Genomic DNA, 13,414 nt, shown 5'->3' on the forward strand with positions numbered 1-13,414 from the left:
TGCTCATCCAGAGGGGTGGAGGGACCGGCCCTACGAAGCCCCGGCAACCCTCCCGGCTTGAGGCTCGCGACCTGGCGAGGCCGACCGGGACAAGGTGCCAATTCCGGTCTGCGGTCAAGGTGGCCGCGGGCGAAGATGAGGGAAGGCCTCGCTTCATGTCGCTCGACTTTGGTCCTGCTGTCGGTCTGTCCTGCCGCGAATGCGGTACGCGTTACCCCCTCGGTCCCAGCTTCGCGTGTCTGGAGTGTTTCGGGCCGCTCGAAGCGGCCTATTCCTTCGGCACCGTGACCCGCGCGGACATCGAGTCGGGTCCATCCAACATCTGGCGTTACCGGTCGTTGCTCCCCGTTCCTGTCGATGTCGCCAGTAAGCCCAACATGAACCCCGGATGGACCAAACTGGTCAAGGCCGGAAACCTTGGGCGCGCGCTCGGTCTGAAGTCCCTGTACGTCAAGGACGACTCGGGCAACCCCACCCATTCATTCAAGGACCGCGTGGTCGCCATCGCCGTCGAGGCGGCGCGTAACTTCGGCTTCCACACGCTTTCCTGCTCCTCCACCGGCAATCTCGCGGGCGCGGTCACCGCCGCGGCGGCGCGGGCCGGGCTCGAGGCGTGCGTGTTCATCCCGGCCAACCTCGAAGCGGCCAAGATCGCCATGGCCCGGGTGTTCGGCGGCAAGCTGATCGGCATCGACGGCACGTACGACGAGGTCAACAGGTTCTGCTCCGAGCTGATCGGCGACCCGCTGGGCGACAAGTGGGGGTTCGTCAACGTCAACCTGCGGCCGTACTACGCCGAGGGCTCGAAGACGCTGGCCTACGAGATCGCGGAGCAGCTCGGATGGCGGCTGCCCGAGCAGATCGTCATCCCGATCGCCTCGGGCTCGCAGCTCACCAAGATCGACAAGGGTTTCCGTGAGCTGGTGCAGCTGGGCCTGGTCGAGGACACGCCGTACAAGATCTTCGGGGCGCAGGCGGCCGGGTGCTCGCCGGTCTCCACCGCGTACAAGGCGGGGCACGACGTCGTACAGCCGGTCAAGCCCGACACCATCGCCAAGTCCCTGGCCATCGGCAACCCGGCCGACGGGCCCTACGTCCTGGACATCGCCCGGCGCACCGGCGGGGCCGTCGAGGACGTCACCGACCCCGAGATCGTGGCCGCGATCAAGCTGCTGGCCTCGACCGAGGGCGTGTTCGCCGAGACGGCGGGCGGGGTGACCGTGGGCGTGCTGAAGAAGCTCGCCGAGAGCGGGCGGCTCGATCCCGAGGCCGAGACCGTGGTCCTCAACACCGGCGACGGACTCAAGACGCTCGACGCGATCAGCGACGACGCCAAGCCCACGGCCGTGATCCGGCCCTCCCTCGACGCGTTCCGCGCGGCTGTCTGACAACCAGGAAAGGCGAGTTTAACCATGAGCGTTACTGTGCGGATTCCCACCATTCTGCGCACGTACACCGGGGGTAACGCGGAAGTCAGTGGCGAGGGCGCGACTCTTCGTGACGTCCTCATCAAGCTCGACTCCGACTACCCGGGGATCGGCGCGAGAATTTTGGATGAATCGGGCAAGATTCGTCGTTTCGTCAACGTTTACGTTGGGGAAGAGGACGTCCGATTCGCCGAGGGGCTCGACACTGCAGCCCCTGAGGGCACTCAGATCTCTATCATCCCGGCGGTCGCCGGCGGCTGAGTGCTATAGATCACATCCTTGAAGGCGCCCCTAGTGGGCGCCTTCTGCTTTTCCAGGGCAAATGAACGTTTCATGGAGCTTGGATGCGGAGAAATGCTTCTTTTGTGGATTGACTCTGTTGCCAAACCCCGTGCCACAGGTATGGTCGAGGGCGATCGTCTGGCTGATTTTCCGTTATGTCAGTCGATTACGGGTCTCGCGGAGGAATGGGCGAGATCTGTGGGCCCAGTAAGAGGAGTCGGAAGTGGCGCAGGGCACCGTCAAGTGGTTCAACGCGGACAAGGGCTACGGCTTCATCGCGGTAGACGGTGGTAAGGATGTATTCGTCCATTACTCAGCGATACTGATGGACGGGTACAGAGCTCTCGAACAGGGGCAGCGCGTCGAGTTCGAGATCACGCAAGGCCAGAAGGGTCCCCAGGCAGAGGCCGTTCGCGCGGTCTGACACGCCCCACCTGGTATGCACCGGCAGGATCGCGCGGTAGCGCAGTCCGTGCGAGCCTGCCACCTTTCTTTCGTCGACTCGGGTGCGGCGAGCTACATGGGGCAGCTCGCCGCGCTCTGTTCATGGCCTCTGCTCCGCAGAGGCGCGCTCGGTCGCTTTGAGCCGTTGCCTTCCCTCGTCACTCCGGTCGCTACGCTCCCTGCGTTCCTCAGTCCAGGCAACGGCGCTCCCTCGCTCTGTTCATGGCCTCTGCTCCGCAGAGGCGCGCTTGGTCGCTTTGAGCCGTTGCCTTCCCTCGTCACTCCGGTCGCTACGCTCCCTGCGTTCCTCAGTCCAGGCAACGGCGCTCCCTCGCATGTTCAGGGGGTCGGCGCCTCCCCACCAGGGAAGGAACACCCGGGGGGTGGGCTCTCGCTTGCACTCGGCAGGGTAGAGTGCTAAACAGTTCGTTGGCACTCTCTGATGCAGAGTGCCAACGATTGGATCGGGACGATGGGGTCTGCCGAAGGAGACGCTGACCCATGCCGTCGCGGGCGTCGGCTCGGTCCACGACAAGCCACCCTGCATCTGGGAGGTCTAGCCTTATGGCAGCCAAGATGATCGCGTTTGACGAGGACGCCCGGCGCGGTCTCGAGCGCGGTATGAACCAGCTCGCCGACGCCGTCAAGGTGACCTTGGGTCCCAAGGGCCGCAACGTCGTGCTGGAGAAGAAGTGGGGCGCTCCCACGATCACCAACGACGGTGTGTCCATCGCCAAGGAGATCGAGCTCGAGGACCCCTGGGAGAAGATCGGCGCCGAGCTGGTCAAGGAAGTCGCCAAGAAGACGGACGACGTCGCGGGCGACGGCACCACGACCGCCACCGTGCTCGCCCAGGCGCTGGTGCGTGAGGGTCTGCGCAACGTCGCCGCCGGCGCCAACCCGATGGCTCTGAAGAAGGGCATCGAGGCCGCCGTCGAGCGCGTCAGCGAGGAGCTCTCCAAGCTGGCCAAGGACGTGGAGACCAAGGAGCAGATCGCCTCCACCGCCTCCATCTCCGCCGCCGACCCCGAGATCGGCTCGCTCATCGCCGAGGCGATGGACAAGGTCGGCAAGGAAGGCGTCATCACCGTCGAGGAGAGCAACACCTTCGGCCTCGAGCTCGAGCTCACCGAGGGCATGCGCTTCGACAAGGGCATGACGTCGATGTACTTCGTCACCGACTCGGACCGCATGGAGGCCGTGCTCGAGGACCCGTACATCCTGATCGTCAACAGCAAGGTCTCGGCCAACAAGGACCTGCTGCCGCTGCTCGACAAGGTCGTCCAGTCGGGCAAGCCGCTGCTGATCATCGCCGAGGACATCGAGGGCGAGGCCCTGGCGACCCTGGTCGTCAACAAGATCCGTGGCCTGTTCCGCTCCGTGGCGGTCAAGGCTCCGGGCTTCGGTGACCGCCGCAAGGCCATGCTCAACGACATCGCCATCCTGACCGGCGGCCAGGTCATCGCCGAGGAGGTCGGTCTCAAGCTCGAGAACGCCACCCTCGACCTGCTCGGCCGCGCCCGTAAGGTCGTGGTGACCAAGGACGAGACCACGATCGTGGACGGCGCCGGTGACGCCGAGCAGATCGCCGGCCGGGTCAACGAGATCCGCGCCGAGATCGAGCGCACCGACTCCGACTACGACCGCGAGAAGCTCCAGGAGCGCCTGGCCAAGCTGGCCGGCGGCGTGGCCGTCATCAAGGCCGGCGCCGCGACCGAGGTCGAGCTGAAGGAGCGCAAGCACCGCATCGAGGACGCCGTGCGCAACGCCAAGGCGGCCGTCGAGGAGGGCATCGTGCCCGGCGGTGGCGTGGCGCTGCTGCAGGCCGGCGCCAAGGCGTTCGACAAGCTCGAGCTCAACGGTGACGAGGCCACGGGCGCGGCGATCGTGCGCAAGGCCCTCGAGGAGCCGCTGAAGCAGATCGCCGTCAACGCCGGCCTCGAGGGCGGCGTCGTGGTGGAGCGCGTTCGCAACCTCACCCCGGGTGAGGGCCTGAACGCCGCTTCCGGCGAGTACGTCAACATGTTCGAGGCGGGCATCCTCGACCCGGCCAAGGTGACGCGCTCCGCGCTGCAGAACGCCGCTTCCATCGCGGCGCTCTTCCTCACCACCGAGGCCGTCATCGCGGAGAAGCCCGAGAAGACCCCTGCCGCTCCGGCCATGCCGGGCGGCGGCGACATGGACTTCTAGGTCTCTCCTCGCCGCAAGAGCGAAGGGCGGTCCGGGTCTTCCCGGGCCGCCCTTGTGCGTCTCATGACAGATCCGCTGGTCATACCCCGTAGACGGGAATGATGTGGCCGCGGGCCAGGGTGTTGGCGGTGATGTTGAAGCCCACCACCGCCGCGCTGACGTCGCCGTCCACGCCCAGCTTGTCGACCCCCAGCGCGTGGACCGTGAAGACGTAGCGGTGCGGGGCGCCGGGAGGCGGGGCCGCGCCGCCGTACTCCTTCTTGCCGTAGTCGTTGCGGGCGTGGACCGCCCCGGCGGGCAGGCCCTTGAACTCGGGGCCGGTGCCCGCGCCCCCGGGCAGCTCGGTCACGGAGGCAGGCAGGTCGAACAGCAGCCAGTGCCAGAAGCCGCTGCCCGTGGGGGCGTCGGGGTCGTAGCAGGTGACCGCGTAGCCACGGGTCTCGGCGGGCGCGCCCGACCAGCGGAGATGGGGCGACTGGTTCTGGCCCGTCATGCCCCAGTCGTTGAAGGCGTGGAGGTCGCTCAGCCTCTCGCCGTCCCGGACGTCGTCGCTCTCGACCACGAGCGCGGGAACCGACGGCAGGTATTCGTGTGGCAGCGGTGCGGGCACGGCATCCTCCTAGGGTGAGAGCTGCTTGCCCAGCCATCCTAGAAGCGGCCGTGCCCGCCGCCGGTCAGGTGATCGCGCGGCTACGTCGGCAGCTGCGCGGGCAGCGGCTTGTCGTGCAGGACCGTCAGCGACGTCACCGCTCGGGTCAGCACCACGTACAGTCTGGCCAGGCCCCGGGGCTCGGCCGCGACGATGTCCGCGGGCTCCACGACGATGACGTGGTCGTACTCCAGGCCCTTGGCCAGGGTCGCGGGGACGATCAGCAGGCGGTGCTCCTCGGCGGAGTCCGGGTCGAGCACGGCATGGGGAACGCCGGCCAGCGCGCGCGAGACGTCGGCGACCAGGGCGTCCGGGACGATGACGCCGATGGAGCCCTCTTTGGCCAGGGCCTCCGCGGCCGCCTCCGCGACCGAGCCGCCGGGACGCACGGTGAGCGAGCCGACGCCCGGGCGGAGCGAGCGGGGCGCGGCCAGGTCGGGGGCGATGGAGGGGAGCAGGTGGGCAGCGTAGTCGAGGACCTCCCTCGGCACGCGGAAGCCGAGCGTCAGCTCGGTCACCTCGCCCTCGCGCTGGCCCAGGTGCTCGAGCACCGACTTCCAGGAGCTGGTCGACCACGGGGTCGTGCCCTGGGCCAGGTCTCCGAGTACGGTGGCCGAGCCGTTGCGGCAGCGGCGGCCGAGCGCTCTCAGCTGCATCTCCGAGAGGTCCTGGGCCTCGTCCACCACCAGGTGGCCGAGGGACGGGGTGCGTTCCATCAGGTCGCGGAGCTCGTCCAGGAGCGCGGCGTCAGCGGCCGACCATTTGGCGGACTTCCAGCTCCGGTACGGCTTCCGCCAAATGAGCATTTCTTGCTCTTCAGGCGACAAATCGGATTTAGCTGCTTTGACGGCTGCAGCGAGAAATTCCGGGTCGGAGAGCAGGCGATAAAGGACCTGTTCTGGCGTTAGTTTTGGCCAGACCGTATCCACGAGCTGCTTCACCGGTTTCGACCTGGCCACGGCGTCCTGCACTCGGTCGTCGGGCGATTCGCCGCGCTGCTCCATTCGCACCAGCACCATATGGGCCAGTCGCTGGGCCAGCGCCGCCCGGCCCGGGTTGTATCGCGTCGTGCCGCGCAGGGAGGCGACGATCTCGCGTACCTCGTAGTCGGCCACCCGGAAGCGGTACGCCCCCTTCGTGAAGACGATGCCCTCCTCCGGCTTCACGATGTGCAGCCAGAGCGCGCGCTCGAGCACCGGCGCCATCCTGGCGTCGCCCTTCACGGCCGCCACCATCGGGTCCTCCGGCGCCGCGTGCTCGCCGAGCAGTCCCGCGACCGTGGTCTGGTCGACCTTGACCTCGCCGAGCGCGGGGAGCACGGAGGAGATGTAGGAGAGGAAGGCGCGGTTGGGTCCGACGATCATGACGCCGGCCCTGGCGAGGCGCTCGCGGTGGGTGAACAGCAGGTACGCCGCCCGGTGCAGGCCCACGGCGGTCTTCCCGGTGCCCGGGGCACCCTGGACGCATACCGTCTGGGCGAGGGCGGAGCGGACGATCTCGTCCTGGTCCGGCTGGATCGTGGCGACGATGTCGCGCATCGGGCCGGTTCGGGGGCGTTCGATCTCCTCGGTGAGGATCTTCGACGGGCCGATCTCGACGCCCTCGCCGAGCGGCTCGTCCTCGAACGCCGTCAGCGCGCCGCCGTGGTAGCCGAAGCGGCGCCGCCGTACGACGCTCATGGGGTCGGCGGGGCTGGCCTGGTAGAACGCCCGCGACACCGGGGCGCGCCAGTCGATGACCAGGGGCTTGCTGTGGCCGTCGTGCACGTGGCGGCGGCCGACGTAGATCGTGCTCGGGAGGTCGTCGTCCGAGGCGCGGTCCAGGCGGCCGAAGAACAGCGGCGTGTCGGGATGGTCGGCGAGCGCAGCCACCCGCTGGTCGAGGAGGGCCTGGAGGATCTGCTGCGAGACCCAGTCACCCGCCGCGTCGGCGGACAGCGACTGGGCGTGTGCGCGCATGGCCTTGAGCGCGGCTCTGGACTCTGCCAGGTGGGCCTGCTCGGCGGCGAGCACGTCGGAAGGTATGTCGGGAGCCAACTGGTGTCCGGGCATGCGAAAGCGCCTCCCTGGCTGGTTTCGGAGGTGGTAAAGGCAGCGAATCGGCCAGTCTAGTGGCGACTCTGGGCGGCTTCCAAAGCATTTACCGCCCGTGTCCGGCCCTGCGTCTGACGGACTTCTGTCCCGCACCGGCGCGGGAGGAGGTGCGTGGGGGACGGGCGGAGTAGCGGTCGTCCGGGCGGGGTAGGGACGGGTGGTGGCGCGGATTCAGCTGCGTTTCTCGCCGATCATCCCCACGATCGCGAGTTTCCTGCTTGCAGCCCTCTGGGCGCTGTCGGTGTTCGCGGACTGGGGCCTGGAGGCGTTCTGCGCGGGCGGCGAGTCCGCTTCGACGTGCTCACAACGTCTCGGCACGGTCTCCACGGTGTCAGGGCTGTTCGCCGTGCTCGCCGCCTGCTGCACGGTGGCCGCCTGGCTCCTCCCGTGGTCCAGGAACGACCCGCGCGCGTTCGGGCGGATCATGGGCGCGGGCGTGCTCTCCTGGATCGTCGCGGAGGGCGTGCTGTTCCTCGGCGGTCTGATGGTGCGATAGAAACCAGGCCCCAGCCCTCGGCGTAGCGAGCCCCCTCCGACTGGCCACTAACGGCCAATACCGAAAAAATCGGGCATATCAGGTGGGTTTGTCGGATCATGGGGGTATGTCGCAGGCGGCGTGATAGTACGCAGGTGAGGGGGGTGGTTCGATTGTCTTCGGCCCGAGGAGTCTCGTGGACGTGACGCCACGTTGAACATGCCTGGCCGCTCGAGGTGAGCGGCCGGGCATCACACCTCGCCGAACACGTCGTCAGCGTCGATGATCTGGTACGCGTACCCCTGCTCGGCCAGGAACCGCTGACGGTGCGCCGCGAACTCCTGGTCCACCGTGTCCCTGCTCACGATCGTGTAGAACCGGGCGCCCCCGCCGTCGGCCTTGGGCCGCAGCACCCGCCCGAGCCGCTGGGCCTCCTCCTGGCGTGAGCCGAACGTGCCCGACACCTGGATGGCGATGGCCGCCTCCGGCAGGTCGATGGAGAAGTTGGCCACCTTCGACACCACCAGCACCTGGATCTCCTTGTCGCGGAACGCCTGGTAGAGCCGCTCCCGCTCCTTGATCCGGGTCTCGCCCTTGATGACCGGCGCGTTGAGGTGCTCGCCGAGCTCGTCGAGCTGGTCGATGTACTGGCCGATGACCAGCACCTGCTCGCCGAGGTGGCGGCGGACCAGCGCCTCGGTCACGTGCGTCTTGGACGGCGTGGTGGCGCAGAAGCGGTAGCGCTCCTCCGACTCGGCCATCGCGTACGCCAGCCGCTCCTCGTCCGTCAGCGTGACACGCACCTCCACGCAGTCGGCGGGCGCGATCCAGCCCTGGTTCTCCATCTCCTTCCAGGGCGCGTCGTACCGCTTGGGACCGATCAGCGAGAACACGTCGCCCTCGCGCCCGTCCTCGCGCACCAGCGTCGCGGTCAGCCCCACGCGCCTGCGGGCCTGCAGGTCGGCGGTCATCCTGAAGATCGGCGCGGGCAGCAGGTGCACCTCGTCGTAGACGATCAGGCCCCAGTCGCGGGCGTCGAACAGCTCCAGGTGCGAGTAGACGCCCTTCCGCCTGGTCGTCATCACCTGGTACGTGGCGATGGTGACCGGGCGGATCTCCTTCTTCGAGCCGGAGTATTCGCCGATCTCGTCCTCGGTCAGCGACGTGCGCTTGAGCAGCTCGGTCTTCCACTGGTGGGCCGAGACCGTGTTCGTCACCAGGATGAGCGTGGTGGCCTGCGCGTGCGCCATGGCGGCCGCGCCGACGATGGTCTTGCCGGCGCCGCAGGGCAGCACGACCACACCCGAGCCGCCGTTCCAGAACGCGTCCGCCGCCTCCCGCTGGTACGGCCGCAGCGCCCAGCCCTCCTGCAGCAGCTTGATCGGGTGGGCCTCGCCGTCCACGTAGCCGGCCAGGTCCTCCGCCGGCCAGCCCAGCTTGAGCAGGGCCTGCTTGACGTTGCCGCGGTCGCTCGGGTGCACGATGACCGAGTCGGCGCCGAGCCGCTCGCCCAGCATCGGCTGGATCTTCTTGGAGCGCAGCACCTCTTCCAGCACCGCCCGGTCGGTGGAGGTCAGCACCAGGCCGTTGACCGGGTCCTTCTCCAGCCGGAGCCGGCCGTACCTGGCCATGGTCTCGGCGATGTCCACCAGCAGCGCGTGCGGCACGGGGTAGCGGCTGAAGCTGATCAGCGTGTCGATGACCTGCTCGGCGTCGTGTCCGGCGGCGCGGGCGTTCCAGAGGGCCAGGGGGGTGACGCGGTAGGTGTGCACGTGTTCGGGAGCGCGCTCGAGCTCGGCGAACGGCGCGATCGCCTTGCGGCACTCGCCCGCGCGTTCGTGGTCGACCTCGAGCAGCAGCGTCTTGTCCGACTGGACGATCAGCGGTCCATCGCTCACTGGGATTCTCCGTGGTGTCGTACGGGGGCCTCGCGCAACAGGACCATCGTCTCCTGATCCCGGCTCCCCCGCTCCGAGACTCCAACAACCCGCGAGCCCGGATTAGTCCAAGAAGCCCCGCCGAAGTGCTGTGGCCGGGCTCAGGAGTGGTCGTCCAGGTAGCCGGCCAGGCCCAGGAAGAGGAAGACAGCGATGCCCAGCACGAAGCCGACCCCGAACAGGACCCAGCTCCAGATCACCATCGTGCGGGCGGCCTGCGGCTCCGTGCGGGCCTTGCCGAGTGCCAGGCCGGCCAGGATCGCGCCGGGCAGGCCGAGGATGTTGCAGCACGAGACGAGCGCGAGGAGGTTGAGCACGAGCGAGACGATCGCGTTGGCGCTGGGCCCCTCGTTGCGCGGCGGCGGGGGATAGCCGTAGCCGTACCCGTACTGCGGGGGCGGCTGCTCACCGTAGGGCGCGCCATAGGGCTGGTACGGATAGCCCGACGGATCTTCCTGGCTCATGGTCACCTCCAGACACGTCAACACTTATCACGGAAATGCGACGTGCCTGACCTGAGTGTGCGATCCGGCAAGGGGATGAGGGGGATCTAGAGCCGCGCCCGCAGGGCCTTCCTGTCGAGCTTGAGCACGCTCGTGACCGGTACCGAGTCCACGAACCGCACCTCCCGTGGATACTTCACCCGCCCCACCCGCTCGCGCGCCCACTCGATGAGCTCCTCGGCCGTCACCGAGGCCCCCTGCCGGAGCTGGACGAACGCCACGACCTCCTCGCCGATCCGCGGCTCGGGCCGCCCCACGACGCCCGAGACCACCACGTCGGGGTGCCGGTTGAGCGCGTCCTCGACGTCGCGCGGGAACACGTTGAAGCCGCCGCGGATGATCAGGTCCTTCTTCCTGTCGACGATGTAGAGGTAGCCGTCGTCGTCCAGGCAGCCGATGTCGCCGGTACGCAGCTCGCCGCCGACCAGCGCGGTGCCCTCGGGGTCCGGCTCGTGCTCGCCCCAGTAACCGAGCATCAGCGAGTCCCCCGAGACGCAGACCTCGCCGACGTCCCCCATCTCCACCGCCTCGCCGTCGCCGTCGCGGATGGTGATCGTGTAGCCGGGCAGCGGCAGGCCGACGCTGCCCGCCTTGCGCCCGTCCGGAGGGTTGAACGTGGTGACGGCGCTGGTCTCGGTCAGGCCGTACCCCTCGAGGATCCGCACGCCCGGCATCCTGCGCTCGAACTCCTCCAGCACGTCCCTCCCGAGCGGCGCCGCGCCGCAGGTGAGGTACGAGAGGTCGGGCAGCGGGTGCGACTCGAGCGGCTCGGCGAGGAGCAGCTGGATCATGGTGGGCACGACGGTGCCGAACTGGACGCGCTGCTCGGCGGCCAGCCTGAGGAACGCCTCCGGCTCGAACCGGCGCATCAGCACCGCCTGCTGCGGCTCCGTGGCGTGCATGGAGGCGACCGAGATGATCAGCCCGTACGCGTGGGAGAGCGGCACGGGCAGCAGGGCGCGGCTCTTCCCTTCCTGATGGGAGGTGTCCCAGACGTCCTTGGCCACCTTCCAGAGCCCCCGGTGGCTCAGCATGACACCCTTGGCCTTGCCGGTCGTGCCGCCGGTGTACATGAGGGCCGCCAGATCACCCGGGTCCCGGGCCACCGGGCCGCGTTCGGGCGCCCGTTCCAGCTCGTCCGTGTCCACATAAATCGGGATATCGGCGGCGGCAGCCCGTACGGTCTCCACCAGCTCGGGCGAGGTGACGATCGCGGACGCGCCGCTGTCGAGCAGGATGTGCCGCAACTCCTCGGCGCCCACCAGGAACACCACCGGCGTCACCACCGCGCCAGCGGCCCAGAGCGCCTGGTAGATCAGCGGCACTTCCGGCGAGGTCGCCATCATCACGACCACCCGGTCACCTGGCCTGATCCCCGCCTCGACGAAGCCGCCGCACATCCGGCGCGCCCGCTCGGCGAGCACGTGACTGCGATGCCAGACCCCCTCGTAGAAGACCGCGTCGTGATCGTCGAAGCGGCCCCATGACTCCTCGGCCAACCGGCCCAACGTTTGCTCGCTCATCACATGCCCAACCTGATGTGATCGAGGTTCTGCCGTCAAGTCTTGACTACTCTCAGTGGACGGGGCGGGGTGGGGGAGTAAATGGCGATATATCTCCCTTGTGGCTATTCTTGTTCTCTCGTTCGTCTAGATCGTGTAATGGTGGAGATCTAGGGGCCGTGGGGCCTGCCGAGAGCAATGGAGGGCATGATCGACATGTCCGCGACAGCGGCCCTGGCGGTGAGTCCCGCGCGGAAAGCCTGGTCGGACAGGGTTCGTGACGCTGTGCGACCGTCTGGTATTAAGCGAAAAAACTTGTTAGGCGACGATATTTTCCGTAGAAAAGTTTCCAGTCAACCCTGAGGTGACTTTCGTGGCCGAAACGCCTGAATCGGGCGAGATCGATCTCGACGACAGAACGCTCCGCCGGCACCTCATAACCATCTCCGACTACGTACGGTCGGTCGCGGCGCCGGTCACCAGAGATCTCAGCAGGCGGGAGGCGGACGCGCTCCTGCGCTCCTACCTGGAGCCCGACTGCTTCCCCGAGGCGGTGCGCCGGCTCTCCGTCCGCCACCTGCTCGTGCTCGTGGGCGAGGAGGAGACGGGCAAACGATCGGGGGCCATGGCCCTGCTCTCCCGCATGTCCCTGGCCGACGGCGACGCGATCACCGTGCTCTCGCCCGCCCGCACCGCCGCCGAGCTGCTGTCCAGGACCGAGTACGAGCCGGGCAGGGCGTACCTGCTGCACGACTGGATCGCGGAGAGCACCGACACGGTCGAGCTGGTCAACCTGGCGCGCAAGCTGGCCGAGCTGGGCTCGTACCTGGTCATCACCAGGAACGGCGCACCCTCGCAGGCGGTCGAGGTGGAGCAGCCGTGGTCCGCGCCCGACCCCGGGGAGCTGTTCGACTTCTGCCTGAGGACGTACGACGTGCGTGCCGTGCGGACCCCGGAGGAGCTGGCCCGGGCCAGGGACCTGGCGCTGGTCCTGCCGACTCCGTCCGAGGTCGTGAGCCTGGCCACGCGGCAGGCGCAGGACGAGGAGCCGGCAGGGGAGGAGGTGACGGCCTGGTTCGACACCAAGCCGCCACCGCACGAGGTGCGGGAGGCGGCGGCGCTGGCGTTCCTGTACGGGGCGGCCGAGCCGGTCTTCGAGCGGCAGTTCGCCCGGCTCGAGCGGATCTGTCAGACGCACGAGAAGCGCGGGCCGCAGCCGGCCGGGGCTCCTCACCCTTTGCTCGGCTCCCACGAGGGGCGGGTGGGCTTCCTGTCGCCGCGCCACCGTGGCCAGGTGCTCGCCGAGCTGGCCGGACGGTACGGGTTCTGGCTGTGGCAGCCGCTGCGCGAATGGGTGCGGTCGCTGCCCTTGGAGGGGCTCGAGGAGTCGGTACGGGCTTCGGAGGGCGTGGCGTCGCTGGCGGCGTACTCGCTGGGGGAGGTCCGGGAGGAGTTCCTGGAGGTGTGGGCGCGGGGAGGTGGCGCGGAGCCGCTGGCGGCGGGGAACGCGCTGTCGTACATGTGCGCCGACGACACGCTCGCCCCTGAGGCGCTGCGGCTCGCGCTGGCCTGGGCCGACGAGCCCGGGGACCCGCGGGCCGCGGCGGCGGCGGTGGCGCTGGGCGGCGGGCTGTCCGTCAGGTACCCGGTCGACGCGCTGCGGCACCTACGGCGGCTGGCATCCTGCGACGGGCCCACGGCGACGGTGGCCAGGGGATCGCTGGCGCTGCTGCTCCGTCAGGCGGGCAAACGCGACGACTCCCACGCCCGCACCCTGATCGCCCTGGCCGCCACCACTGCCACCGGCCCCTGATACAGCGCTCATCGCATCCCTGCCCGCTCGCCTCGGAGCTGCGGGCCGCGCGCCTGCCGCCACCGTCACGGCGCTGCGTGGCACGAAAGGGCCAAGGCC

General features: G+C 68.7%; 11 protein-coding genes and 1 riboswitch. Of the genes, 6 read left to right on the plus strand and 5 right to left on the minus strand.

Annotated features, from left to right (window positions below):
• Nucleotides 1-142, plus strand: a riboswitch (SAM riboswitch).
• A 13-nt stretch (nt 143-155) separates the two neighbouring features.
• The 4 genes from thrC to groL all read left to right on the plus strand — a co-directional run bounded on the left by thrC (nt 156) and on the right by groL (nt 4,343).
• On the plus strand, nt 156-1,388 hold the full coding sequence (gene thrC, locus ABD830_RS45755) for a threonine synthase (RefSeq protein ID WP_345001416.1): 1,233 nt from the start codon (nt 156-158) through the stop codon (nt 1,386-1,388).
• 24 nt (nt 1,389-1,412) lie between these two features.
• Entirely contained in the window at nt 1,413-1,688 is a 276-nt protein-coding gene (locus tag ABD830_RS45760; RefSeq protein ID WP_345001418.1) for a MoaD/ThiS family protein, read from the plus strand.
• A gap of 244 nt (nt 1,689-1,932) precedes the next feature.
• On the plus strand, nt 1,933-2,133 hold the full coding sequence (locus ABD830_RS45765; RefSeq protein ID WP_238503559.1) for a cold-shock protein: 201 nt from the start codon (nt 1,933-1,935) through the stop codon (nt 2,131-2,133).
• 584 nt (nt 2,134-2,717) lie between these two features.
• A complete protein-coding gene (gene groL, locus ABD830_RS45770) occupies nt 2,718-4,343 on the plus strand; it encodes a chaperonin GroEL (protein WP_345001424.1) in 1,626 nt (541 codons plus the stop codon).
• 79 nt (nt 4,344-4,422) lie between these two features.
• Here the strand turns inward: groL and ABD830_RS45775 are convergent, their stop codons facing one another.
• Both ABD830_RS45775 and ABD830_RS45780 read right to left on the minus strand, forming a co-directional pair.
• A complete protein-coding gene (locus ABD830_RS45775) occupies nt 4,423-4,953 on the minus strand; it encodes a YbhB/YbcL family Raf kinase inhibitor-like protein (protein ID WP_345001426.1) in 531 nt (176 codons plus the stop codon).
• Nucleotides 4,954-5,033: 80 nt separating this feature from the next.
• Nucleotides 5,034-7,043, minus strand: a complete 2,010-nt coding sequence (locus tag ABD830_RS45780) for a HelD family protein (RefSeq protein WP_345001428.1) — start codon at nt 7,041-7,043, stop codon at nt 5,034-5,036.
• A gap of 202 nt (nt 7,044-7,245) precedes the next feature.
• Here ABD830_RS45780 and ABD830_RS45785 point away from each other — a divergent pair, with 202 nt between their 5' ends.
• Complete coding sequence (locus ABD830_RS45785; protein ID WP_345001430.1) at nt 7,246-7,581, plus strand: hypothetical protein; 336 nt, start codon at nt 7,246-7,248, stop codon at nt 7,579-7,581.
• Between the two features lie 230 nt (nt 7,582-7,811).
• Here the strand turns inward: ABD830_RS45785 and ABD830_RS45790 are convergent, their stop codons facing one another.
• The 3 genes from ABD830_RS45790 to ABD830_RS45800 all read right to left on the minus strand — a co-directional run bounded on the left by ABD830_RS45790 (nt 7,812) and on the right by ABD830_RS45800 (nt 11,523).
• Complete coding sequence (locus tag ABD830_RS45790; protein ID WP_345001432.1) at nt 7,812-9,458, minus strand: DNA repair helicase XPB; 1,647 nt, start codon at nt 9,456-9,458, stop codon at nt 7,812-7,814.
• A 140-nt stretch (nt 9,459-9,598) separates the two neighbouring features.
• Nucleotides 9,599-9,961 carry a DUF4190 domain-containing protein gene (locus ABD830_RS45795; protein WP_345001433.1) on the minus strand — a complete coding sequence of 121 codons (363 nt, stop codon included), beginning with the start codon at nt 9,959-9,961 and terminating at the stop codon, nt 9,599-9,601.
• A gap of 86 nt (nt 9,962-10,047) precedes the next feature.
• Entirely contained in the window at nt 10,048-11,523 is a 1,476-nt protein-coding gene (locus tag ABD830_RS45800; RefSeq protein ID WP_345001435.1) for an AMP-binding protein, read from the minus strand.
• Between the two features lie 352 nt (nt 11,524-11,875).
• Here ABD830_RS45800 and ABD830_RS45805 point away from each other — a divergent pair, with 352 nt between their 5' ends.
• Entirely contained in the window at nt 11,876-13,315 is a 1,440-nt protein-coding gene (locus ABD830_RS45805) for a hypothetical protein (RefSeq protein WP_345001437.1), read from the plus strand.
• The last annotated feature ends 99 nt before the right edge of the window (nt 13,316-13,414 follow it).

Source organism: Nonomuraea helvata (genome assembly GCF_039535785.1).
Lineage (GTDB): Bacteria > Actinomycetota > Actinomycetes > Streptosporangiales > Streptosporangiaceae > Nonomuraea > Nonomuraea helvata.

Coding starts and splice junctions, on each gene's coding strand:
- thrC (WP_345001416.1), top strand. CDS start 156: ATGTCGCTCGACTTTGGTCCTGCTGTCGGTCTGTCCTGCCGCGAATGC.
- ABD830_RS45760 (WP_345001418.1), top strand. CDS start 1,413: ATGAGCGTTACTGTGCGGATTCCCACCATTCTGCGCACGTACACCGGG.
- groL (WP_345001424.1), top strand. CDS start 2,718: ATGGCAGCCAAGATGATCGCGTTTGACGAGGACGCCCGGCGCGGTCTC.
- ABD830_RS45780 (WP_345001428.1), bottom strand. CDS start 7,043: ATGCCCGGACACCAGTTGGCTCCCGACATACCTTCCGACGTGCTCGCC.
- ABD830_RS45795 (WP_345001433.1), bottom strand. CDS start 9,961: ATGAGCCAGGAAGATCCGTCGGGCTATCCGTACCAGCCCTATGGCGCG.
- ABD830_RS45800 (WP_345001435.1), bottom strand. CDS start 11,523: ATGAGCGAGCAAACGTTGGGCCGGTTGGCCGAGGAGTCATGGGGCCGC.